This window comes from uncultured Sneathiella sp. (assembly GCF_963976355.1).
Classification (GTDB): domain Bacteria; phylum Pseudomonadota; class Alphaproteobacteria; order Sneathiellales; family Sneathiellaceae; genus Sneathiella.
Genome location: NZ_CAXBKA010000009.1, coordinates 101610 through 125087 on the forward strand (window position 1 = coordinate 101610; position 23478 = coordinate 125087).

At 58.2% G+C, this 23478-nt stretch carries 19 protein-coding genes; 10 read left to right on the forward strand and 9 right to left on the reverse strand.

The features are described 5' to 3' along the window. Positions 1–150 precede the first annotated feature (150 nt). Together aspS and AAC599_RS17480 are read left to right on the forward strand one after the other, a co-directional pair. Positions 151–1935 (forward strand): aspartate--tRNA ligase, encoded by a 1785-nt coding sequence (gene aspS / locus AAC599_RS17475; protein WP_340151694.1) that lies wholly within the window; start codon positions 151–153, stop codon positions 1933–1935. A 133-nt stretch (positions 1936–2068) separates the two neighbouring features. Next, the gene (locus AAC599_RS17480; RefSeq protein WP_340151695.1) at positions 2069–3751 is read left to right on the forward strand and encodes an EAL domain-containing protein; all 1683 of its coding nucleotides are present in this window, start codon (positions 2069–2071) and stop codon (positions 3749–3751) included. A gap of 218 nt (positions 3752–3969) precedes the next feature. On the opposite strand, the gene AAC599_RS17485 is transcribed toward AAC599_RS17480, so the two are convergent. Further along, on the reverse strand, positions 3970–7620 hold the full coding sequence (locus AAC599_RS17485; protein ID WP_340151696.1) for a vitamin B12-dependent ribonucleotide reductase: 3651 nt from the start codon (positions 7618–7620) through the stop codon (positions 3970–3972). A 457-nt stretch (positions 7621–8077) separates the two neighbouring features. On the opposite strand from AAC599_RS17485, the gene AAC599_RS17490 reads away from it, so the two are divergent. From AAC599_RS17490 to AAC599_RS17500, 3 genes are read left to right on the forward strand one after another with little or no spacing between them, the layout of a single operon-like run. Beyond that, positions 8078–8440 (forward strand): NADH:ubiquinone oxidoreductase subunit NDUFA12, encoded by a 363-nt coding sequence (locus AAC599_RS17490; RefSeq protein WP_340151697.1) that lies wholly within the window; start codon positions 8078–8080, stop codon positions 8438–8440. 48 nt (positions 8441–8488) lie between these two features. Then, positions 8489–8977: an outer membrane lipid asymmetry maintenance protein MlaD gene (mlaD, locus tag AAC599_RS17495; protein WP_340151698.1), complete on the forward strand. Its 489-nt coding sequence runs from the start codon at positions 8489–8491 to the stop codon at positions 8975–8977. A 15-nt stretch (positions 8978–8992) separates the two neighbouring features. Continuing rightward, on the forward strand, positions 8993–9448 hold the full coding sequence (locus AAC599_RS17500; RefSeq protein WP_340151699.1) for a DUF2155 domain-containing protein: 456 nt from the start codon (positions 8993–8995) through the stop codon (positions 9446–9448). Here AAC599_RS17500 and aat read toward each other — a convergent pair. Genes aat through aroQ form a run of 4 tightly spaced genes read right to left on the reverse strand, consistent with a single transcriptional unit; the run spans position 9385 to position 12325 of the window. Further along, positions 9385–10035, reverse strand: coding sequence for a leucyl/phenylalanyl-tRNA--protein transferase (aat, locus tag AAC599_RS17505; RefSeq protein ID WP_340151700.1), 651 nt, complete (start codon positions 10033–10035; stop codon positions 9385–9387). The two genes, AAC599_RS17500 and aat, sit on opposite strands and share 64 nt — an antisense overlap. Positions 10036–10049: 14 nt before the next feature. Then, on the reverse strand, positions 10050–11390 hold the full coding sequence (accC, locus tag AAC599_RS17510; protein ID WP_340151701.1) for an acetyl-CoA carboxylase biotin carboxylase subunit: 1341 nt from the start codon (positions 11388–11390) through the stop codon (positions 10050–10052). Positions 11391–11405: 15 nt separating this feature from the next. Then, positions 11406–11867 (reverse strand): acetyl-CoA carboxylase biotin carboxyl carrier protein, encoded by a 462-nt coding sequence (accB, locus tag AAC599_RS17515; RefSeq protein WP_340151702.1) that lies wholly within the window; start codon positions 11865–11867, stop codon positions 11406–11408. 20 nt (positions 11868–11887) lie between these two features. Next, positions 11888–12325 (reverse strand): type II 3-dehydroquinate dehydratase, encoded by a 438-nt coding sequence (aroQ, locus tag AAC599_RS17520; RefSeq protein ID WP_340151703.1) that lies wholly within the window; start codon positions 12323–12325, stop codon positions 11888–11890. A 232-nt stretch (positions 12326–12557) separates the two neighbouring features. On the opposite strand from aroQ, the gene AAC599_RS17525 reads away from it, so the two are divergent. Continuing rightward, on the forward strand, positions 12558–13328 hold the full coding sequence (locus AAC599_RS17525) for a DUF3750 domain-containing protein (protein ID WP_340151704.1): 771 nt from the start codon (positions 12558–12560) through the stop codon (positions 13326–13328). On the opposite strand, the gene AAC599_RS17530 is transcribed toward AAC599_RS17525, so the two are convergent. Next, positions 13325–13810 carry a MarR family transcriptional regulator gene (locus tag AAC599_RS17530; protein WP_340151705.1) on the reverse strand — a complete coding sequence of 162 codons (486 nt, stop codon included), beginning with the start codon at positions 13808–13810 and terminating at the stop codon, positions 13325–13327. The two genes, AAC599_RS17525 and AAC599_RS17530, sit on opposite strands and share 4 nt — an antisense overlap. 62 nt (positions 13811–13872) lie before the next feature. Between AAC599_RS17530 and hppD the strand changes: the two genes are divergently transcribed. After that, complete coding sequence (gene hppD, locus AAC599_RS17535) at positions 13873–14931, forward strand: 4-hydroxyphenylpyruvate dioxygenase (protein ID WP_340151706.1); 1059 nt, start codon at positions 13873–13875, stop codon at positions 14929–14931. Positions 14932–14946: 15 nt separating this feature from the next. Here the strand turns inward: hppD and AAC599_RS17540 are convergent, their stop codons facing one another. Further along, positions 14947–15732: a DsbA family protein gene (locus tag AAC599_RS17540; protein WP_340151707.1), complete on the reverse strand. Its 786-nt coding sequence runs from the start codon at positions 15730–15732 to the stop codon at positions 14947–14949. Between the two features lie 218 nt (positions 15733–15950). On the opposite strand from AAC599_RS17540, the gene mscL reads away from it, so the two are divergent. Then, positions 15951–16370, forward strand: a complete 420-nt coding sequence (gene mscL / locus AAC599_RS17545; RefSeq protein ID WP_340151708.1) for a large-conductance mechanosensitive channel protein MscL — start codon at positions 15951–15953, stop codon at positions 16368–16370. A gap of 17 nt (positions 16371–16387) precedes the next feature. Here mscL and AAC599_RS17550 read toward each other — a convergent pair whose 3' ends face one another. Further along, entirely contained in the window at positions 16388–17737 is a 1350-nt protein-coding gene (locus AAC599_RS17550; RefSeq protein ID WP_340151709.1) for a M48 family metalloprotease, read from the reverse strand. A gap of 58 nt (positions 17738–17795) precedes the next feature. Here AAC599_RS17550 and AAC599_RS17555 point away from each other — a divergent pair, with 58 nt between their 5' ends. Continuing rightward, on the forward strand, positions 17796–19241 hold the full coding sequence (locus tag AAC599_RS17555; protein ID WP_340151710.1) for a gamma-glutamyltransferase: 1446 nt from the start codon (positions 17796–17798) through the stop codon (positions 19239–19241). A 20-nt stretch (positions 19242–19261) separates the two neighbouring features. Continuing rightward, complete coding sequence (locus tag AAC599_RS17560) at positions 19262–20422, forward strand: aminotransferase class I/II-fold pyridoxal phosphate-dependent enzyme (RefSeq protein WP_340151711.1); 1161 nt, start codon at positions 19262–19264, stop codon at positions 20420–20422. 30 nt (positions 20423–20452) lie between these two features. Here AAC599_RS17560 and AAC599_RS17565 read toward each other — a convergent pair whose 3' ends face one another. Continuing rightward, positions 20453–23056 (reverse strand): Rne/Rng family ribonuclease, encoded by a 2604-nt coding sequence (locus AAC599_RS17565; protein WP_340151712.1) that lies wholly within the window; start codon positions 23054–23056, stop codon positions 20453–20455. Between the last annotated feature and the right edge of the window lie 422 nt (positions 23057–23478).

The following is a 23478-nucleotide window of genomic DNA, read 5'->3' on the forward strand; positions in this document are numbered from 1 at the left end:
TTACTTGTTACGTTGCAAAGCTCAATTCATTGCAGGATAGACCATAATTCTCGATAAAGGAAGGTTGGCGGCGGGCAAAAAACCATGTAATACAGGCGCTCGTTATCAAATCCGACCCGTGGCGGGTCCCGAAGACTTAAGAGAGTATCCATGCATAGCTACCGAACCCATACTTGTGCCGAACTGCGCGAGAGTGATGTTGGCAAAACCGTCCGCCTGTCGGGCTGGGTTCACCGCAAGCGCGACCACGGCAACCTGCTGTTCGTCGATCTGCGCGACCACTATGGCATTACCCAATGTGTGATCGAGCATGATGTCGCGAATTTCGAGGCGGTGGAGAGCCTGCGTTCAGAGAGCGTCATCACCATCACGGGAAAGGTTGTTGCCCGCAGCGATGAGACCATCAACCCGAACCTGCCGACCGGCAAGATCGAGGTGGATATCGAGGAATTCGCCCTGCAGTCCGCGGCGGAAGAGCTGCCCATGCCGGTCTTCGGCGAGCAGGAGTACCCGGAAGACATCCGCCTGCGCCATCGGTATCTCGATCTTCGGCGCGAACGGCTGCACCGGAACATCGTGCTTCGCTCGGACATTATCTCTGCGTTACGTGACGAGATGCGGGGGCAGGGGTTCCAGGAATTCCAGACTCCGATCCTGACGGCATCCTCGCCCGAAGGCGCGCGCGACTTCCTGGTGCCGAGCCGGATGCATCCGGGCAAATTCTATGCCCTGCCGCAGGCGCCGCAGCAGTTCAAGCAGCTGATCATGATGTCCGGCTTCGACCGTTATTTCCAGATCGCGCCCTGTTTTCGTGACGAGGATGCCCGCGCTGACCGCAGCCCTGGAGAGTTCTACCAGCTTGATATCGAGATGGCGTTCGTGACGCAGGAAGATGTCTTTGCGGCCGTCGAGCCGGTGCTGACAAATGTGTTCAAGGAGTTCGCGGGGGACCGCAAGGTCGTCACCCCGTTCGAGCGCATCCCCTTTGACGAAGCCATGCTGAAATACGGCACCGACAAGCCAGATTTGCGCAATCCCATTGTCATCAGCGATGCGACCGAACCCTTTACCGGCTCCGGCTTCGGACTGTTCGCGAAGAATATCGAAAAGGGCTCCGTCGTTCGCGCCATTCCGGCGCCGGGCGCCGCGGACCGCCCGCGCAGCTTCTATGACAAGATGAATGACTGGGCACGGAAAGAAGGGGCCGGGGGCCTCGGCTATATCATCTTCAAGGATGGCGAGGCCAAGGGCCCGATCGCGAAAAACCTCGATGAGGAGCGCATTGCCAAGATCCGCGAGATTACCGGTGTGGGCGAGGGGGATGCCGTCTTCTTCGCCTGTGACAAGGCGGCGGGCGCGGCGGAGATCGCCGGCAAGGCCCGCGTTCGCATCGGCGATGAGCTTGATGCCTCGGAGAAAGGCGTTTTCCGCTTCTGCTGGGTCATCGATTTCCCGATGTTTGAATATGACGAGACGGAAAAGAAGATCGATTTCAGCCACAACCCCTTCTCGATGCCGCAGGGCGGGCTTGAGGCGCTGGAGACCATGGATCCGCTGGAGATCAAGGGCTATCAGTACGATATCGTCTGCAACGGGATCGAGCTGTCGTCCGGCGCCATCCGGAACCATCGCCCCGATATCATGATGAAGGCGTTCGAGATTGCGGGATATGAGGCCGAGGTGGTGGAAGACCGTTTCGGCGGCATGCTGAATGCCTTCCGCTATGGCGCACCGCCCCATGGTGGTATTGCCCCGGGTGTCGACCGCATCGTCATGCTGCTGGCGGACGAGCCGAATATCCGCGAGGTCATCCTGTTCCCGATGAACCAGCAGGCACAGGACCTGATGATGCAGGCCCCGGCGGAAGTGCCGCCGAAAAACCTGCGGGAGTTGCATATCCGGACCGTCCTGCCAAAGCCCAAAAACGAGGAATAGGCGATCTTAACCACAATGATTTTGAAAAACCCGCCGAAACGCGGGTTTTTTTATTGCTTTTTTTTCACCATTTTTCAGATTTGTTAATAAATGACGGGGTAACCTGCAGCAGAATTAACCAAAAGGCTGCATGGTGACACAGGATAATAAAATAGACACGCTTCGCACTGAAAAGGAACGCTTTGTCGCCTTTTCCTTTGCCGCTGCGGATTTGCTCATCGAACTGGACGAAAACGGGATTGTCGTCTTTGCCTCGGGCGCGGCAAAGGGAATCACCGGTTATGAAATGGCGGACCTCAAGGGCGTCGCCTTTTCCGACGTCGTGGCCCAGCAGGACCAGGCCGTCATTGCAAAAATTCTTGAAACCATGAAGCTCGGGGATCGCATCACCCCGGTCGGCGCAAAAATGGCAAAGACCAATGTGACGGCTATCCTCGGTGCCTGCAAGCTGCCCAAGCATCAGGAGCATATCTATATTGCGCTGAATGTTTCCAGTGTCGCCGCGGCTCGCTCCAACGCGGAGTATCGCGACAGCGACACCGGCCTGCTCGACCGCAAGGACTTCCTGAAACTCGCGGACAAATATCTGGCGGCGAGTGCCGCCTCGGGCCAGAAAGCCGAGCTGACACTGCTGCATCTGAACGGCATGACCACGCTGCAGGAACATCTGGATGAAGAGAAAATGTCGCTGTTTCTTGACCGGATCGGCGTTCTCCTGCGGCGCTATTCGCTCGGCGGTGATTCCGCGGGCCGGCTCTATGACGACAAATACGGCGTCATGCACAGCAGCTCGATGGACGAAAAAAGCCTCGAAGACCAGATCACAACGCTGACACAGGAGGCCGATCCGAAGGCCACTCTCACGGTACAGCGCAACACGATCGATCTTGTGAAGGGGCAGCTTTCCACCAGCGATGCGACGCAGGCACTGATGTATGTCATCAACCGCTTCGTCGAGAGCGACACCAAGGATTTCAATATCAAGTCGCTGGCCGAAGGGATGGACAACCGTCTTGAGACAACCATGAACCGCATGCTGGCGCTGAAATCGGTGTTCCAGAATTACAAGTTCAAGCTGGTGTATCAGCCGATCGTCCGGATTTCCGACAAGGAAATTCATCATTACGAGGTTCTCTCGCGCTTCAAGGACGGGGAAAGCCCCTATGAGACCGTTACCTTCGCCGAAGAGACGGGGATCATCCAGGACCTCGATCTTGGCGTCGCGCAGAAGACGAAAGACAAGCTGCTGGAATATCAGAAGCGCGGCGATGTCCTGCCGCGGCTCGCCTTCAATATCTCGGGCTATTCGCTCGAATCCGACAGCTTTATCGACAATCTGCTGGCGCTCTATCAGGACAATGACGAAATTCGCGCGAATATCGGCCTTGAGGTGACCGAGACCAGCCGGATCAAGGATCTGGAACGGGCGGAAAATGTCATCCAGACCCTGCGCTCAAACGGCATGGAGATCGCCCTGGATGACATGGGATCAGGCTCGGCATCCTTCCAGTATATCCGCGCCATGACCGTCGATTACATCAAGATCGACGGCACCTATATCAAGGAAGTGCTGACGAACAAGCGTGATGCCGCCATCCTCAAGGCACTCTCGCGCCTCTGTCAGGAACTTGATATCGGTACCATCGCCGAAATGGTCGAGACGAAGGAACAGCTCCATGTTCTCAATGTCCTCGGCGTCAATTACGGGCAGGGGTGGTATTTCGGCAAGCCACAGCCGGATATCGAGACAAAACGCAAATCGCGTTCCATTTCGAAAAACCTGAAGCGCAAGGGCTTTGCCACCACATGGGCCTGAAATAAAAAAGAGCATGTTTCCGGAAACATGCTCTTTTCTTTGAGGTCAGACTAACAGGTAAAGCAATCTTGGAGAACTGAAACCCTGCCTTCTCTAACTCAACGTAAATTTACGCTCTACGCTACTGCATACACTACTCTTTTACTCTACTGATTACACAACGGAACTCTTGATCTGACAGATTAAGGAAACCGGTCAAGCAACTAAAATCCTACAATTTACGAACAACCACTTGTGCCGCCACATGTATCGCATTTCATGCAGGTGCCATTGCGGACGAGGGTGAAATTACCGCATTCACCGCAACTGTCCCCCTCATAGCCTTTCATGCGTGCTTCCATCGACCGGCTGAGCTTGTCTGAGCCGCCGCCCGTCGTGACACTGGCCGCGGCAACGGCACCAGCCGCCCCGACGCTCGCGGCGGCAACGCTTGCTCCGCCTTGCGCCAGATTGAGGGACATGGCGGACAACCCGCCCTGCAATACCTCGAAATTATTCGCCCGGACATACCCGGTGGAGGCGAGATTGATGACATTATCGAGGGCGGACGCTCTCTCGGAATATTCATCTTCGGTGATTTTTGCCTGATCGTCGCCGGTGCCCATGCTGTCGTTGCGCAGGTCATCGACGGCGACATGGGCGAGGTCATTCCGGCCGAGATAGGAAATCGCCAGCTCCCGGAAGAGATAGTCGAGGATCGAGGTCGACATCTTGATGGCGTCATTCCCCTCGACGATACCGGAGGGTTCGAACCGGGTGAAGGTATAGGCCTCGACAAATTCCTCAAGCGGCACGCCATATTGCAGGCCGATGGAAATGGCGATGGCGAAGTTGTTCATCAGGCTGCGGAAGGCGGCGCCTTCCTTATGCATATCAATGAAGATTTCGCCGACGCCCCCGTCATCGTATTCGCCGGTGCGGAGGTAAACCTTGTGCCCACCGACAACCGCCTTCTGGGTGTAGCCCTTGCGCCGTGTCGGCAGCTTCTTGCGCTCGGAGACGATGCGCTCGACAATCCGCTCGGCGACGACGTTGCTGGCCGCCGTCGGGGACGTGCGGATTTCATCGTTCATATCCTCAAGATCGTCCTCATCGAAGGAGAGGGCGGAGAGGGGCTGGCTGAGCTTGGAGCCATCGCGATAGAGCGCGTTGGCCTTCAGCCCGAGCTTCCAGGAGAGCAAATAGGCGTCCTTGCAATCCTCGACCGTGGCGCTGTTGGCCATATTGATGGTTTTCGAGATTGCGCCGGAGATAAACGGCTGCGCCGCTGCCATCATCAGGATATGGCTCTCGACCGAAAGCAGCCGCTTGCCGATCCGGCCGCAGGGGTTGGCGCAATCGAAGACCGGAAGATGCTCCTCCTTCAGGATCGGTGCGCCTTCCAGGGTCATGGCGCCGCAGCAGTAATTGTTCGCCGCCTCGATTTCCTTCTTGGTGAAGCCGAGGGCACCAAGCATATCGAAGTTATAGTTGTTCAGATCCTCCGCCTTCAGGCCCAGCACGTCCGTGCAGAAGGCCTCGCCGATGGAGAATTTGTTGAAGGCGAACTTGATATCGAAGCTGGTCGCGAGACCGCCCTCGATCTTCGCCAGGATTTCATCGGTAAAGCCTTTTGCGCGCAAGGAATCGTGGTTGATGCCCGGCGCATCCTCAAGCGTGCCATGACCGACCGCATAGTCGATGATCGTCTTGGTTTCGCTGCGGCTGTAGCCGAGATGGTTGAGCGCCTCCGGCACCGTGCGGTTGATGATCTTGAAATAGCCGCCGCCTGCCAGTTTCTTGAACTTGACGATGGCGAAATCCGGCTCGATCCCGGTGGTGTCGCAATCCATGACCAGTCCGATCGTGCCGGTCGGCGCGATCACGGTCGTTTGCGCATTCCGGAAGCCGTGCTTCTTGCCAAGATCAAGCGCTCCGTCCCAGGCCGCCTTGGCCGCCTCCGCCAGACCCTCTTCCGGGCAGTTGATCGCATCGAGGGCGACCGGCGTGACATTGAGGCCTTCATACCCCTCGCTCAGCCCATAGGCGGCATTGCGGTGATTGCGGATCACCCGGAGCATATGGTTCGCGTTCTTCTTGTAGCCCGGGAAGGCGCCGAGTTCACCGGCCATTTCGGCGCTGGTCTTGTAGGCGACGCCGGTCATGACGGCGGTAATCGCACCGCAGAGCGCCCGGCCTTCCTTCGAATCATAGGACAGGCCCTGCGCCATCAGCAGGCCGCCGATATTGGCGAAACCGAGGCCGAGGGTGCGGAATTTGTAACTCAGCTTGGCGATTTCCTCGGACGGGAACTGCGCCATCAGCACGGAAATTTCGAGTGTCACCGTCCAGATTCGCACCGCATGCTCGAACGCTTCGATATCGAAGCTCTTGTCGGCGCGGCGGAAGGTCATCAGGTTGAGCGACGCGAGATTGCAAGCCGTATTGTCCAGAAACATATATTCCGAGCAGGGGTTGGACGCGTTGATCCGGCCATCCTCGGGGCAGGTGTGCCAGTCATTGATGGTGGTATCATACTGCAGGCCCGGATCGGCGGACTGCCAGGCGCTCTCGCCGATCTGTTCCCAGAGATCGCGGGCCTTCACGGACTTCGCGATCTTGCCGTCGGTGCGGCGGATCAAATCCCAGTTGCCATCCTTCAGCACCGCCTCGATAAAGGCGTCGGTGATGCGGACCGAGTTATTCGAGTTCTGCCCCGAAACCGTGAGATAGGCATTCGAATCCCAGTCGGTGTCATAGGTCGGGAATTCGACTTCCATATAGCCCTGTTTCGCGAACTGGATGACCCGCTGGATATAATTCTCCGGCACCATGGCCTTGCGGGCGCCGATGATCGCCTTGCGAAGCGCCGGGTTCTCGGCCGGGATAAAGGCCTCGTCCCCCTTGATGTCATGACAGGCCTTGATAACGTTGTTCAGGTGGATATTACAGAGCTTCGATCCGGCAACGAGCGCGGCAACCTTCTGCTCCTCAACGGCTTTCCAGCCGATATACTCCTCGATATCCGGATGATCGATATCGAGCGTCACCATCTTCGCCGCCCGCCGCGTCGTGCCGCCGGACTTGATCGCGCCCGCCGCCCGGTCGCCGATCTTGAGGAAACTCATCAGGCCCGACGACTTGCCGCCGCCGGACAGGCTCTCGCCCTCGCTGCGCAGGCTTGAGAAATTGGTGCCGGTGCCGGAGCCATATTTAAAGAGCCGCGCCTCGCGTACCCAGAGATCCATGATGCCACCTTCATTGACCAGATCATCGTCGACGGACTGGATGAAGCAGGCATGGGGCTGCGGATGCTCGTAGGAGTTTACGGATTTCTTGAGCTTGCCGGTCTTGAAATCGACATAGGAATGGCCCTGCGCCGGACCGTCGATGCCATAGGCCCAGTGCAGGCCGGTGTTGAACCACTGCGGGGAGTTGGGGGCGCCCATCTGGCGGGCCAGCATATAGCGCATTTCATCGAAATAGGCGCGGGCGTCGTCCTCGCCGTCGAAATAGCCGCCTTTCCAGCCCCAGTAGGTCCAGGTTCCGGCGAGACGGTCGAAAACTTCGGTGGAAGATGTCTCGCCGATAAAGCGTTCCTCTTCCGGTAGCGCCTCAAGCGCCTTCCTGTCCGGCTCCTGACGCCAGAGCCATTCCGGCACGTCCTTTTCGGAAACGGGCCTCAGGCGGGCAGGGACGCCGGCTTTGCGGAAATATTTCTGCGCGATGATGTCGCAGGCAACCTGCGACCAGTCGGCGGGCACATCGATATTTTCAAGCTTGAAGACGATCGAGCCGTCGGGATTTTTGATTTCACTGGTGGTCTGCCTGAATTTTACGCTCGCGTAAGGGGAAGAATCCTTATTTGTAAACCGTCGCTCAATACGCATCTTGTACCTTCCAATCACCAGTTCATTGCCGTTATCGTCGAGCGGGAAATTTGCGGTTTATCTCCGGAAAACGCAGGGTCAGCAACGGCTGTCTCATGTCCGGTACCTACCATATATAGTAGGAAATCCCCCCTCGGCGACTAGGATCATGTCGACGTGAATTCTTGAAGTCAACAGCAAAAATACCATATCTAGTAGCTAAAATTTTACCAATAGCGAGATGTCGCTGAATATTGCGGTTTCATGACAATTGCAAAAAATTATGGTTAACAAAAAAACCCGATCAGGTTGCACAAAAGCAACAACGGGATTGAACAGGAGCGCGCAAAGCAGAATCAAGGGCCGCAGAGAGGGGCCCGCAAAGGCGGGGAATCTGCAAAGTTAGACTGGACGAACGGGCCTCACAATGCCATATTCCGGGCAAATATATGTGATCTTATTCAGTGAGATGATTCAAATGGCGACGATTGGTACAAGGCTGTACACATGGTGGCATGGCGAGCAGGTCGGCGAGGACCAGTTCGGCAACCGTTACTATCGGGAAAAGGGCAAGCCGACGGGTCCGACGGGGCGGGAACGCCGCTGGGTGCTCTACAAGGGCACGCCTGAAGCCTCGAAAGTGCCGCCGGCCTGGCATATCTGGCTGCATTATACGACGGATAATCTGCCCGATGCGCAGGACCTGCCGACCGCCGACTGGCAGGAGGAGCATATGCCGAACCTGACCGGAACCCAGTTTGCCTATCATCCGGACGGCTCCATCGCGAAAGGGGCGGACCGCAAGCCCGCCGCACCGGATTACGAAGCATGGAAACCGTAAGGTAAGATTTTCCGGGACCCCTGACCGGGCCCAGCCGGAGGAGAGACTATGAGTAGCAATATCGTCGAAACTGTCATTGGCGCCGTGGTTCTGGCCTTCGCGGCTATTTTCCTTGTCTTTGCCTATCGCACCGCAGATATCAGCACGGGCAGCGGCGGGTTCACGCTGTCGGCCTCCTTCGATAATGTGGACGGGTTGAGTGTCGGCAGTGATGTGCGGATGAGCGGCATCAAGATCGGTGCCGTCACGGCGCAGGAGCTGGACCCGAAGACATACCGGGCCGTCCTGAAAATCAGCCTTGACGAAACTGTTGAGCTGCCGGAAGACAGTTCCGCAAAGATCACGTCGAGCAGCCTGCTCGGTAACAACTACCTGCAGCTGACCCCAGGCGGATCGGATGACATGCTCGCGAATGGCGGCACCATCTCCTATACCCAGGGCGCGGTGAATATTCAGGACCTGATCGCCCAGGCCGTCTTCAGCAGCGGCGGGGGCAGCAAAAGCAGCGGCAGCGGTAGCAGTAGCGACAGCAAGTAACGGACGGCCGTCATCTTGATTTTTTCCTCCCGCTTTCTCCGGCATGGTACGGCCGTCGCTTTTATGGCGGCACTGCTCGCCCTGCCATCTGCGCATTCACTCGCGCAGACCCAGTCCCAGCTCAAGCAGGAAGAAGAACGGCCGGAAGGCGAGATTGTCGTGCTCCGGGCCCTCGACAAGGTTACCGCACGAACGCAGGATCTCTCCGTTCCCATTGGCGAGACGGTTATTTTCGGCAGCATCGCCATCCGGCCGCGTAAATGCCTGAAACGCCCGCCGGAGGAAACGCCTGAAACTTCCACCTTTCTGGAAATCACCGAAATCCATGACGGCACCGAAGGGCCGCGCCTGTTCAATGGCTGGATGTTCGCCTCCAGCCCCGGCATCAATGCGCTGGAACATCCGGTCTATGATGTCTGGGTGATCGACTGCAAGATGTCCGAGCCGGAAAGCCCCTCCGGCAAGGAATAGAAATCCCCGAGAGACTGTAATCCGCGCTGCAGCCGCACCTGATATTCCGCCCGGCTGATCTCCTCGGCGCCGAAGGTTTCAAGATGCGGGTTCAGGAACTGCGCATCGAGCAGCGTATATCCGCCATGGATCAGCCGCGCCACCAGATAGACAAGCGCAACCTTGCTGGCGTCCGTGACCCGGGTGAACATGCTTTCCCCACAGAACACGCTGTCGAAGGCAAGGCCATAGAGGCCGCCGACCAGTTCCCCATTCTGCCAGCATTCGACGCTGTGGGCGTAGCCGAGTTCATGGAGCTCACCATAACGTTCCAGAATTTCGGGATTGATCCAGGTCTCCCCGCCGTCGCGGCGCGGCGCGGCACAGGCCCGCATGACGCCGCGAAAATCGCGGTCGACCGTCACCTCGAACGGATCCTTGCGAATGGTCTTGGCCAGGCGCTTCGGCACATGGAACTTTTCCAGCGGAAAGATGCCCCGCATCTCCGGATCGACCCAGAATAGCGACGGATCATCGGCGCTGTCCGCCATCGGGAATATCCCGATGCGATAGGCGGCAAGAATCGTTTCAGCCGTTATGGAGGCCATGTCAGAAGGACGCGTTACCGCGAGGCAATGAATTTTTCCAGCCAGTGGATGTCAAAATGGCCGTCGCGGAACTCCTGATTATGGATGATCTCCTGATGCAGCGGCAGCGTCGTCTTGATTCCGCTTACCACGAACTCCTCAAGCGCCCGGTTGAGACGCAGCAGGCATTCCTCGCGGCTTTTCGCATGCACAATCAGCTTGGCGATCAGGCTGTCGTAATAGGGCGGGATGTTATAGCCGGTATAGAGCGCACTATCGACACGCACCCCGAGGCCTCCCGGCGCGTGAAACTCCGTCACCGGACCGGGGCTTGCCGCAAAGGTCACCGGATCTTCCGCCGTCACCCGGCATTCAATGGAATGACCGGAGAATTTGACATCCTCCTGCGTGAGCTCCAGCGGATAGCCCGCCGCCACATTGATCTGGGCCTGAACGAGGTCAATCCCGGTAATCATCTCGGTCACCGGATGTTCCACCTGCAGGCGGGTGTTCATCTCGATGAAATAGAACTCACCGTTCTCAAACAGGAACTCGATGGTGCCGACACCTTCATATTTCATGTCGCGAATGGCATCGGTCACCGTCTTGCCGATCTGCGCCCGCAACTCGGGCGTGATGGCGGGTGAGGGGCTTTCCTCGACCGCCTTCTGGTGCCGCCGCTGAAGCGAGCAGTCACGCTCGCCCAGATGGACCACATTGCCCTTGCCGTCGGCGAGGATCTGCACCTCGATATGGCGCGGGCCGCTCAGGTATTTCTCCATATAGACCGCATCATCACCGAAGGCGAGCTTGGCTTCAGAGCGGGCCGAGGAAAAGGCCTCGGACAGCGCCGCCTTGCTCGTCGCCACCTTCATGCCGCGGCCGCCGCCGCCGGCGGAGGCCTTGATGATCACGGGATAGCCCATTTTCTCGGCTTCGGTCTCGGCCTCGGCGAGGGTATGCACTTCCCCCTCTGATCCCGGCACGCAGGGCACGCCCAGCTTGCGCATGGTTTCCTTGGCCGTGATCTTGTCGCCCATCATGCGGATATGATCGGCGGACGGACCGATGAACTTGATGCCATGCGCCGTGACGATATCGACGAACTTCGCATTTTCCGAGAGAAACCCGTAGCCCGGATGGATGGCGTCGGCATTGGTCACCTCCGCCGCCGCGATGATGGACGGGATATTGAGGTAGCTCAGGGCCGAACTTGGCGGACCGATACAGACACTCTCATCGGCGAGGCGTACATGCATGGCATTCGCATCGGCGGAGGAATGGACGGCAACCGTCTTGATGCCCATCTCACGGCAGGCGCGATGGATACGGAGCGCGATTTCACCGCGGTTGGCAATCAGGATTTTTTCAAACATCGAACCTGCTATCGTTTATTCAACAATGACGAGCGGCTGGCCGTATTCGACCGGTTCTTCATTCGCGACCAGCACCTCGACCACCTTGCCGGCTCTCGGCGCCGCAATCGGGTTCATGGTTTTCATGGCCTCGACAATGACCAGCGTCTGCCCTTCGTTGACCACATCGCCGACCCTCACGAACGGCGCCGCGCCGGGTTCCGGCGACAGATAGGCCGTGCCGACCATCGGTGATTTGACCGCGCCCGGATGGCTGCTCGCATCCGCTGCGACGGCAGGGGCGGCGGCGGGTACCGGGGCAGGGGCCGCGGCGGGAACAACCGCCTGCACCAGGTCAGGCCCGGCACTCGCCGAGGAGCCGCGCGAGACGCGCAGGCGATGGTCACCGGTTTCAATCTCGATCTCGCCCAGGCCGGTCTCGTTCATGATCTCGGCCAGTTCGCGGATCGCCTTCTTGTCAATGTTGAGTTTATTCATAATGTCCAGGTCTCGGTTACTTAATCAATAATGTCGGCAAGCGCATCAAGGGCCAGCACATAGCCTTTTGCCCCAAATCCGCAGATAACGCCAGCAGCAACAGCGGATATATAGCTGTGATGGCGGAATTCTTCACGTGAAAAAACGTTCGAGAGGTGCACCTCGATGGTCGGCACCCCGGACGCCTTGATCGCATCCTGCAACGCGATGGAGGTATGGGTATAGGCAGCGGCGTTCAGGATAATGCCGCCGTGACGCTCCGCCGCGCCCTGAATGGCACTGACCAGCTCACCCTCGTTATTGCTCTGGAGAAAATCAATCTCCATCCCCAGCGTCTCGCCATGGGCGCGGGTGAGCGCCTCGATATCGGCAAGCGTGGTGCTTCCGTAGATTTCCGGCTCGCGGCGGCCGAGCATATTCAGATTAGGCCCGTTGATGATGATAACTGACTTACCCATACATGTCCCCGCAACACTCCCCAAAACGCCCGCGGCACCGCCGCCCGCCAAACTGCCCCCTTATACAGAAGTCTTCCCCAAGTTTAAAGCAGTTGTGAAAATTAGTCGATCTATGTGTTCTATCTCTTGTTTGCGTCTCTAATCGGAAAATATGCACACGCAGGATTGATTTTGTGGAAATCAACCTTACCCTTATACTCTGGCATTGTGCAGTGCGGGATATAGGGGTGGCATGGCGGCGGTTCGGAGAGGTTTTCTGGTAATTTTATGTGCGGTGGTGCTGTTTGCGCTGCCGCAATTGCTGTCGGTGGCGATCGGCATGGCGGCGGAGGGGCAGAGCTGGTCCTCCGCGCGGCGGGATGCAACCGGCCTCTCGCCGTCGCCCGATACCCATCCGGCGGCCATCATCCAGGTCTTCGGCGCGCGCACCTGGGGCTGGCGCGGCAATTTCGCCATCCATACCTGGATTTCCATGAAGCGGGAGAACGCCGCGAATTACGAACGCTATGAGGTCATCGGCTGGCGCGCGCGGAACGGCGGCAATGCGCTGGTCAGCAGCCGCGGCGCGCCGGATAACCACTGGTTCGGCAACAAGCCCGAAATCCTTGCGCAATATGAAGGGCCGGGCGCGGAAACCCTGATCAACCGGATCGAGAAGGTGATCGAGGAGTATCCGCACAAATATGAATACAAGGTCTGGCCGGGTCCCAACTCCAACAGCTTCATCGCCCATATCGGCCGTGAAATCCCGGACCTCGAACTCGACCTGCCACCGACGGCCATCGGCAAGGATTTCATCTCCGGCAGCAATATGCTGGGCAGCGCCGTGAGCGGGCGCGGCATGCAGTTTTCCCTGCTCGGGCTCGGCGGTTTCGCTGTCAGCCCGGTGGAAGGGTTTGAGCTGCATCTGCTGGGCTTTACCCTCGGATTCGATCTCGATGATGTTGCACTCAAGGTGCCGGGCTTCGGCCGGCTGGAGATGTTCGAGAGACAGACGCCCTAGTCGCCCTCCTTCAACGCCTCCGCTTTCGCATCCAGCCGATTGAGAAAACCATCGAGCTGCTCGATCTCCTCCGGTGTGAAGCTTTCCAGCAACTGATCCTCATAATGCTGCGCAATCGGGATAATCTCGCCAAGGCAGGTCTTGCCCGCCTCGGTGAGGTAAAGCGCGGCCGAGCGCCGGTCCCCATCCAGCGTGCGCTTCTCAACCCGCTCTGCCTTGACCAGACGCTCCACCGCGCGGCTGATGCTCACCTTGTCGAGGGAGGCGAGCGGCGCAATTTCCCGCGCGGTAAGCCCGGGATGGGAACCAAGCAACGCAACAATCCGCCATTCCGGGATCGTCAGATCGAACGCCGCCGAATATTGCGCGGCGAGATCACGACTGACCGTTCCCGACAGCTTGGTCAGGCGATAGGGCAGGAAGCGCGGCAGGTACAGGATGTGTTTTAATTCATTCACGGATGCGGCCTTGACTTTATTCATGACTGGCTCCATTTTATCGGATAAAGTTTCAAATGAAACTACTTTTTTCAGGAGGGAGAAAGATGGCGGATTTATGGGATAACCCGATGGCGACCGACGGCTTCGAATTTGTCGAATATGCCGCGCCGGACCCGGAAGCACTGGGCGCGCTTTTCACCTCCATGGGATTTCGCCCGGTGGCGAAGCACCGCTCCAAGGATGTGACGCTGTACCGGCAGGGCGATGTGAATTTCATCGTCAATGCGGAGCCGAACAGCTTCGCCCAGTCTTTCGCCCGCATTCACGGCCCCTGTGCCTGCGCCATGGCCTTCCGGGTGAAGGATGCGGCAAAGGCCATCAAACGGGCGGAGGAGCTCGGCGCCTGGGTCGTGCCGTCCGATGCGGGGCCGATGGAACTCAACATCCCGGCGATCAAGGGGATCGGGGATTCGCTGATCTATCTGGTGGATCGCTATGGCGACAAGGGTTCGATCTATGATGTGGATTTCCTGCCCATCGAGGGGGAGGAGCGGCATCCCGAAGGCACCGGCCTTACCTATATCGACCATCTGACCCATAATGTGCATCGCGGCCGCATGGCGGAATGGGCGGAATTTTACGAGCGGCTGTTCAATTTTCAGGAAATCCGCTATTTCGATATCGAGGGCAAGCTGACCGGCCTGAAAAGCAAGGCCATGACCAGCCCCTGCGGCAAGATCCGCATCCCCATCAATGAAAGTTCCGACGACAAGTCACAAATCCAGGAATATCTCAACGCCTATCATGGCGAGGGGATCCAGCATATCGCGCTCGGCACAAACGATATTTACGGGACGGTCAAGGCGATGCGCAAGACGGGAACCCTGTTCCAGAGCACGCCGGACACCTATTTCGAACAGGTGGACGAGCGGGTGAAGGAGCATGGGGAGGATGTCGCGCGGCTTAAGGAGCTGCAAATCCTGATCGACGGCGCGCCGACGGAGGGGCAGGGGCTTCTGCTGCAGATTTTTACGCAGAATGTCATCGGCCCGATCTTCTTCGAGATTATCCAGCGAAAGGGCAATGAAGGCTTCGGCGAGGGGAATTTCCAGGCGCTGTTCGAATCGATCGAGCTGGACCAGATCCGCCGCGGCGTCATCTAGCGCCGCGCGGGCCGCTCAGGATTCGCTGTCGGCGGGGGCTTTTGCCTTGTCGCGCACGTCGGCGACGATCTGCTTCATCTCCTCGCCCGAGATCAGGCCGGGGACGAATTCCTCATTGATAATGAAAGCCGGGGTGCCGTCGATTCCGAGCTGCTTGGCAAGCCGGTAGTTTTTCTCGACGATTTCACGGACTTCGGCCTTCTGCATGTCCGCTTCCAGCTTCTCGACATCGATCCCGACATCCGTCGCCAGTGTCCGGATGCGGTCAATGGAAATTCCGCCGCGGGTGTTCATCAGCGCGGTATGAAGTTCCATATATTTGTCCTGCTCCATGGCCGCAATTGCCGCCTGGGCCGCCAGGATGGATTCCGGTCCCAGAATGGGAAATTCCTTTAAAACCAGACGGATATTGCCATCTTCCTCAACCGTTTTCATCAGATCGGGAAAGCTTCTCTTGCAATAGCCGCAGCGGTAATCGAAAAATTCGACAATGGTGACATCGCCCTCCGGATTGCCCGCCACATAGCTGTATCCGTCATTCTGGATATCCGCCGCGAGCGTTGTCATAAGCTCTTTCTGCTGTTCGGCGGTGGCGATTTCCTCCTGCTTTTTCAGCTCGGCAATGACCTCGTGCAATACCTCGGGATTGGAGAGGAGATAGGCGCGCACCCGCTCCCCGAAGGCTTCCTCGGTCATCTGCGGTTTGCTCACCAGATATTGCGAGACGCCGAAGACGATCAGCCCGACAAGGACACAGAGGGAAACGATGCTGAGGGTGCTGAGCTTTCGGGTCTTGGCCATTTTATTCTTTCAGTAGATTGATTTAGGGGATTATGCGTCAGGGGCCTGAAAAATTAAACAAACAATTCTGTGAACCGGTCCTTAAGGCGCAGAAGAATGCGCATTGTGCAATTTTCAGAAGCTATTTATAGTTAAAATGCGGGTTCTCTGCGCTTTGGCCCGTCAACAGAATGCAAAGAGGCGCATCTTCGTGTAAAAAAATAGTTGAGGGGTAGAGGATGTTTAAGGAATTCAAGGATTTTGCCATGCGCGGCAATGTTGTCGACATGGCCGTCGGTATCATCATTGGTGCGGCATTCGGCACTATTGTCAAATCTCTGGTGGATGACGTCATCATGCCGCCGATCGGCCTGTTGCTGGGCGGTGTCGATTTCACGGACTTTTTCATTACTCTTTCTGGCGGCACCTACGACACGCTGGCCGCCGCGAAAGAGGCCGGCGCCGTCACGCTGAACTATGGCGCCTTCATCAATACGGTGATCAGCTTCCTTATCGTCGCCTTTGCCGTGTTCCTTCTGATCAAGCAGATCAACCGTCTTGTTAAGAAGGAAGATGAAAAGCCCGCAGCGCCCCCCGCACCACCGCGCGAGGAAGTCTTGCTTGAGGAAATCCGCGACCTGCTGAAAAGCCAAAAATAACCCGGTCCGGCCGGGCGCTAGTTCTGCTTGCCCGCCCGGCTGGCCAGCGTGATGATATCCTCCAGCCGGAGATAGGACGGGCTGCCGACTTTGAAAAAGTCCTGCGCCCGCTCCGCATGGAAAATCGCCTTCTGGAAGTCCCCTTCCAGGAGGGAGCGTTCCGCACTTGCCAGCGACAGCATGCCCGTATCGCCCGTCCGGCTGTAGGCGATGGCGAGCTGATCCCAGGTAGTCCCGTTGTTCGGATCATAACCCAGGCTGTCATTCAGGATGGCGATCGCCTTTTCCGAATTGAGCGGATCACCGGTCGCATTCAGGATCGTGCCGTAGAAGGTCAGCAACAACGGCTCCGACGGGGCAAGACCCACCGCCGTCTCAAGGGAGGGCAGGGCCTCAAAGATATTGCCATTCTCATAAAGCGCCTGTCCCTTCAATTCATGGAAATAGGGGTCCGTCGGATGTTCCGCGATCAGGCTGTCAATCTCGCCAAGCGCCTTGTCGAGGTCGGGATAGCGGAAATAGCCGATCGCCCGGGCATAGCGCGCCTCAAGGCTGGTATCGCTCAGCGGATATTTGGCGAGCGTTTTGGGGAGCGGGCGGGTAAAGCCGAACAGCTTCGCCTGCATCCGCTTGAGCGCAATCACATCTTCCTCTGACTCCGGAACGTCCTTGTAGGGCGATTTGGCAATCCTCTGGCTGAGCGCGGAGACACGTTCACTGCTGACCGGATGGCTCCGGTAGTAGGAGGCAATGGTGCTTTGCGGTTGATACTCGCCCTTGCCGATAATTTCCAGAAACTCGGCCATGCCGCGGCCGGACTGGCCCGTGCGGTCGAGATAGGTGATGGCCGCCTGATCGGCAGAGGATTCCTGCGTTCGGCTGTATTGCAGGAAGGATTTGGTCGCCGCATCCTGCGATCCGATGGCCACCGCTGCACCGGCCCCGCCTCCGCCCGCGGCCGCCGCGACAACGCCCAGCAGCATGCCGACGATGCTCTTGATATTCGCATTGGCGATGGCATCATGGGTTCGTGCAAGATGACCCCCGGCGATATGGCCCGTTTCATGGGCGATCACACCTTTCAGCTGCCCCGGCGTCTCCACCCGTTCCAGCAAACCGCGGAACACAAACATTCTCTGCCCGTTGGCGACAAAAGCGTTCAGATCGTTGCTATTGATGATATAAATCTCCACATCGCCGCTATTGAGCCCCGCCGCCTTGAACAGAGGCCTTGCGTAAGCGCGAAGGGTATGTTCAATTTCGGCGTCACGAATGAACGAAGGGGCCGTCTGTTTGGCAAATACCCCTTGCAGGGACAGTAACAGGACCAGAGATATGGAAACCGGCGTTAATATGCGTTTGATCAAGAAAAACATCCTTTTTTCAATACATAAAACTAGGAACTCGTTGCGCTCCCGTCAATGGATGGTTCGACTGATATCGCTTTGCGCCGTTCTTCCGCTCACCCTCACGGCCTGCGGCGGGCCCAGTGTTCCGCTCGGCGAAGTCGGCAATGTGGAAGGCTCGCTGGGCGGTGCCGCCTCGGACGAGCCGCGCGCAACCCTGGTGGCGGAGGATGTTCTCTCGTCGGGCGGCACGGCGGCGGATGCCGCAACGGCTCTCTACTTCACCCTCGCGGTGACTTATCCGGTCGCCGCCTCCCTCGGCGGGGGAGGGGAATGCATCGTCTATGACAACGAAACCAATAAACTCGAGAATCTGCAATTTTTCAACAAAGCTCCTGCAGTGGGCGGTGCCATCGCCGTTCCGGGCAATATGCGCGGCATGGCCGCTCTTCAGGCCCGCTATGGCCGCCTGCCATGGTCCTCGCTGCTGACGCCTGCCGAACAGATCGCCAATTTCGGCGAACCGCTGTCGCGCGCGCAGCATATGGCGATGGTCCTGAACGAGGATCAGCTGATCCTCGACTATAACATCCAGAGCATTTTCAAGGATAAACAAGGTGAGTTTGTGGCGGAGGGGACAAAAATCCGCCAGATCCGGCTCGCCAGCCTGCTCTCGACCCTTCGTTCCGAGGGTGGCGCCGTCTTCTACAGCGGCACCTGGGCCCGCACCTTCATCGAGGATGCCAACAACGCGGGTGGCAAGATCGTCTTGTCCGACATGATCAATTACAAACCCGTCTGGCAGGATGCCACCAGCTTCCGCGTCGATAACAATATGGTGGGCGTCTCCACCACCGCCTCCGGCGATCTGTACCGCAAGCTCTGGAGCGCGCTTTATGACGGCAAGGGCATCCTTGGCGTCGATGTCGCCATCCCGCAGGCCGAGATCGCCGCCGCCACGGCAAGCGTATTCGCAGAGACAAGCAATATCTCACCCTTTATCAGCCACGGCGCGACCTCTTTCGTTACCGCCGATAATCAGGGCAACGCCGTCGCCTGCGTTGTCGGGCTCGGCTTTCCGTTCGGCTCCGGCCAGATGGGCGAGATCACCGGCATGGTGATGGCGGGCAACCTGCCGCCGCAGCAGCGGGAGTTCCTGACCTCCCCGATGCTGGTCGTCAATATCCCGAACAAGGATTTCTACTATGCGAGCGCGGCCACCGGCGGTGCGGCGGCGACCGTTGCCTCGGTGACGACGGCGCTCAATATCTTCGCCAAGGGAAACAATCTCGATCCGGCGATGGATGCGCCAAGGCTGTTCACCATGGGACAGAACCTGCCATTGCTCTATGAATCCTCCATGGAGGCGGAGACCGTCAATAACCTGAGCGGTGATTTCCCCGTGATGGTCGAGGTCGACCGCCTCGCGTCCGTCAATGCGATTTACTGCCGGGCCGGCAAGGTGCCCAACTGCGTTTCCCGCCATGATCCGCGCGGCTACGGCCTCTCCCTGATCGAAAACTGACCGCCTGCCGGAGGAATATCATGACCAATCCATCGGGCCGCGAGATCAGCCCCTTTATCGCCATGGAAGTCCTGAAGGCCGCGAACCAGCGGGAGCAGGCGGGCGATCCGGTCTTTCACATGGAAGTCGGCCAGCCCGGCACACCGGCGCCGAAGAAGGTGATTGCGGCGGCAAAGGCGGCGCTCGACACCCAGCAGATCGGCTATACGGACGCGCTCGGCATTCCGCCGCTCCGCGCGGCCATCGCCCGGCATTACCACGATTTCTACGGGGTGGAGGTCTCGCCGTCGCGGGTTGTCGTCACTACCGGCTCGTCGGGCGGCTTCCTGCTGACCTTCCTCGCCGCGTTTAAAAAGGGCGCGCGCATCGTCCTCGCCGAACCGGGCTATCCGGCATACCGCAACATCCTCTCTTCCCTCGATCTTGACGCGGTGGGCTTGCCCTGTCATGCCGAGACAAATTTCCAGCCGACGCCGGAGCTTCTGGCAACACTGGACGGGCCGCTGGACGGCCTGCTGGTCGCCAGCCCGTCAAACCCGACCGGCACCATGATCAAGCGGGGTGAATTGGCGGCGCTGATCGATTATTGCCGGGATCGCGGGATGCAGTTCATCTCGGACGAGATCTATCACGGCATCTGCTATAATGAACCGGCGACGACGGCCCTGAAACTGACGGATGATGCGATTGTCATCAACTCCTTCTCGAAATTCTTCTGCATGACCGGATGGCGGCTCGGCTGGATGGTGGTGCCGGAAAAGATGATCGGTCTGATCGAGAAAATCGCCCAGAATCTCTTTATCTCGCCGCCCGCCCTCAGCCAGTATGCGGCCATTGCCGCCTTCGATGATATGGCGGAGATGGACGCGAATGTGAAGGTCTATGCGCGCAACCGCGAACTTCTGCTGAGTGAACTTCCGAAGATCGGCCTCGACCGGCTGGCGTCGGCGGACGGCGCCTTTTATCTCTATGCGGATGTGCGCGATTTCACCAATGATGCGGTCGATTTCTGCACCCGGATGCTGGCGGAGACGGGCGTCGCCGCGACCCCCGGCCTTGATTTCGATCCGCACCGGGGCAATGGTTATGTCCGCTTTTCCTTCGCCGGGTCGACCGCCACCATCGAAGCCGCGATCGAGCAGCTGAAAAGCTGGCCGAGCCTAAAAAAAGGGAGCCGTTAAGCTCCCTTTTCGTTTAATCCGTAAAGAGGATCAGCCGCGCCGCCACCAGCCGCTGCGCTTCGGCTTCTTTTCCACCACGACTTCCTCGGCATCGTCCGTCACCACGGTCACCGAGACAGGCTTGTCCGCCACCTCGACCGTTTCAGCCGTCTGCGGCTCTGCTGTGGCAGGCACTTCCTCTGCTGTTGGAGCAGTTGGGGCTTCCGTCTTTGTCTCCTCGGCGGTTTCTGCCGGGGCAGGGGTTTCCGCGACCTCTTCGGCCTTTTTCGGGGACCGGCGGCGGCGCTTCGGCTTTTCTTCCGCTTCCGCCTCCGCAGGGGCATCCGCTTCGGCCGCGTCCGTCTTCTCGGCCTCTTCCGCCTTCGGCTTGCGGCGGGACCGGCGCGGCTTCTTCTCCGCGACCTTTTCGACGACATCGACCTTTTCGGCGACCGCCGTCGGCGTATCGGCATCATCGCCGGTCACCGTAATCGGGATCACGACGGCATCGGTTTTCTCACCACTCTCGTTTTCGCCGGACTCGTTATCATTCGACTGCTGCTGATCGTCCTGCGCCGCATTGCGGGAGCGCCGACGCCCACCGCGCTTGCCGCGCCGACGCCGTTTGGGCTGCTCGTCGCCGTCCTTGTCATCTTCCCCGTCGGAAGAGCGGGTTTCCTGGGGCTGATCCTCGGACCCGGCGTCCTGCTGCCTCGCGCTTTCATCGCGCGGTTTCCGCCGCCGCCGCCGCCGACGGCGCTTGGTCGTATTGCCATCCTCGTCCTCGTCATCCTGTGCGACGGACTTATTGTCGTCCTCTTCCTCCACATCGGGTATATAGGCGGAGGTCACATCCCGCGTAATCGGCGTCAGGTCGCCGGGCTTTCCTTTTTCCCGCTCGATCTCGTGATCATTGAGGTTGATGGCCGGATCGGCGAGGATCAGGATGCTCATGCCATAGAGATTTTCCAGTTCCTGAATGACCGCACGTTTCTGGTTGAGCAGATAGATCGCCACATCCGTATGCACCTTCACGGTGACCTTGGCGACGCGCTCGCGCACGCCTTCCTCTTCCAGCGTGCGGATAATCAGCAGCGCGGTTGATTCAATGGAGCGGACAAAGCCTGATCCGCCACAGGTATGGCAGATATTGGTGCTGGTCTCCAGGAAGCTCGGCCGCAGGCGCTGACGCGACATTTCCATCAGACCGAACGGACTGATCCGCCCGACCTGGATGCGCGCCCGGTCGGATTTCAGGCAATCCTTCATCCGCCGTTCCACCGCGCGGTTGTTGCGGTTGTCATCCATATCGATGAAGTCGATGACGATCAGCCCGGCCAGATCGCGCAGGCGAAGCTGGCGGGCGATTTCCTCCGCCGCCTCAAGATTGGTTTTGGTCGCCGTATCCTCGACATTCCGCTCCCGCGTCGCCTTGCCGGAGTTGACGTCGATGGAGACGAGCGCCTCGGTCGGGTTGATCACGATATAGCCGCCGGATTTAAGCTGAACTTCCGGATTATACATCGAGGCGAACTGCTGCTCGACCTGGAAGCGGTGGAAGAGGGGGATCTTGTCCTTGTAGGGCTGTACCTTCTTCGCATGGCTCGGCATCAGCTTGCGCATGAAGTCCTTCGCCACCTTGTAGCCGTTGTCGCCCTCGACCAGAACCTCGCTCACCTCCTTGTTATAGAGATCGCGGATGCAGCGCTTGATGAGGTTCGCCTCTTCATAGACGCAGTAGGGAGCGATGGATTTGAGCGTCAGCTCGCGGATATCGTCCCAAAGCCGCATCAGGAATTCATAGTCGCGCTTGATTTCGACCTTGGTGCGGCTGAGACCCGCCGTGCGGATGATCACGCCGATACCTTCCGGCACCTCCAGCTCGTTCGCGATCTTCTTGAGGCGCTTGCGGTCGGCCGGATTGCTGATCTTGCGGCTGATTCCACCACCGCGGCCGGTGTTCGGCATCAGCACGCTGTAGCGGCCCGGCAGCGAGATATAGGTTGTCAGCGCCGCGCCCTTGTTGCCGCGCTCCTCCTTGACCACCTGCACCAGCAGGATCTGCCGCCGCTTGATGACTTCCTGGATTTTATAGTTACGCCGGGGCGGAGAGGCGCGACGGTCGTCAACATCATCTTCGCCACCGAGATTTTCGACGATGTCGTCTTCACCACTGTGGACAACCTCCAGGCCGCCGATGGTGTCGTCCGCATCATCAATAACCCCGTCGTCCTCATCCTCCTCAGATGAGATTTTAGAGTCTGTCATGACCTCGGGCTCATCATCACTCTTTTCGGACGAGGCCTTCGCTTCCGCTACCGTCTTTTCATCGATCTCCGCCTCTTCCAGGTCGCTCGCTTCGCGCTCGGCGGCGGCTTCCTGCTCGATCAGGACTTCCCGGTCCGAGATCGGCACCTGGTAATAGTCGGGATGAATTTCATTGAAGGGGAGAAAGCCATGACGATTACCGCCATATTCCACAAAGGCCGCCTGAAGAGACGGTTCGACCCGGGTTACTTTCGCAAGATAAATGTTGCCTTTGAGTTGTTTTCTGGTTGCCGTCTCGTAATCGAATTCTTCCAGACGGGTACCTTTAACGATAACGACGCGTGTCTCTTCTTCATGAGACGCGTCGATTAGCATACGCGTAGCCATACTATTAGCTCCGTGGCTGGCTATCCTTCCTATGAGTAAAAGGATATCAACCTATTTCTGTGGAAATCGGTCGGCGCTTCTCGTTTTAATTGATAAAACACTTCTCAAACCGGCGTAAAATCGGTTTGAATTTCTGCTGCCGGAATCCGCCTTCGACATTGAAGGTCAGATACGATTTCTGTTTCAACTTTTTTCACTGCATTGTCTTAAGCGCTGCATCCAGACGCTCCGGGGATTGAAAATACTCAATGCCTGCAAAAGCTGTCGAAAGCGGCGCCGCCCTGTCTCATATATATGAGTATGGAACTGACCACAGGAACTCACCCTGTCATAATAGCGCCATAATGTCTGACAAACCAAGTGAATAATGACCAGCAGATGAATTTAATCTCAATAAAGAAACCGCATGCATTGATTACGGC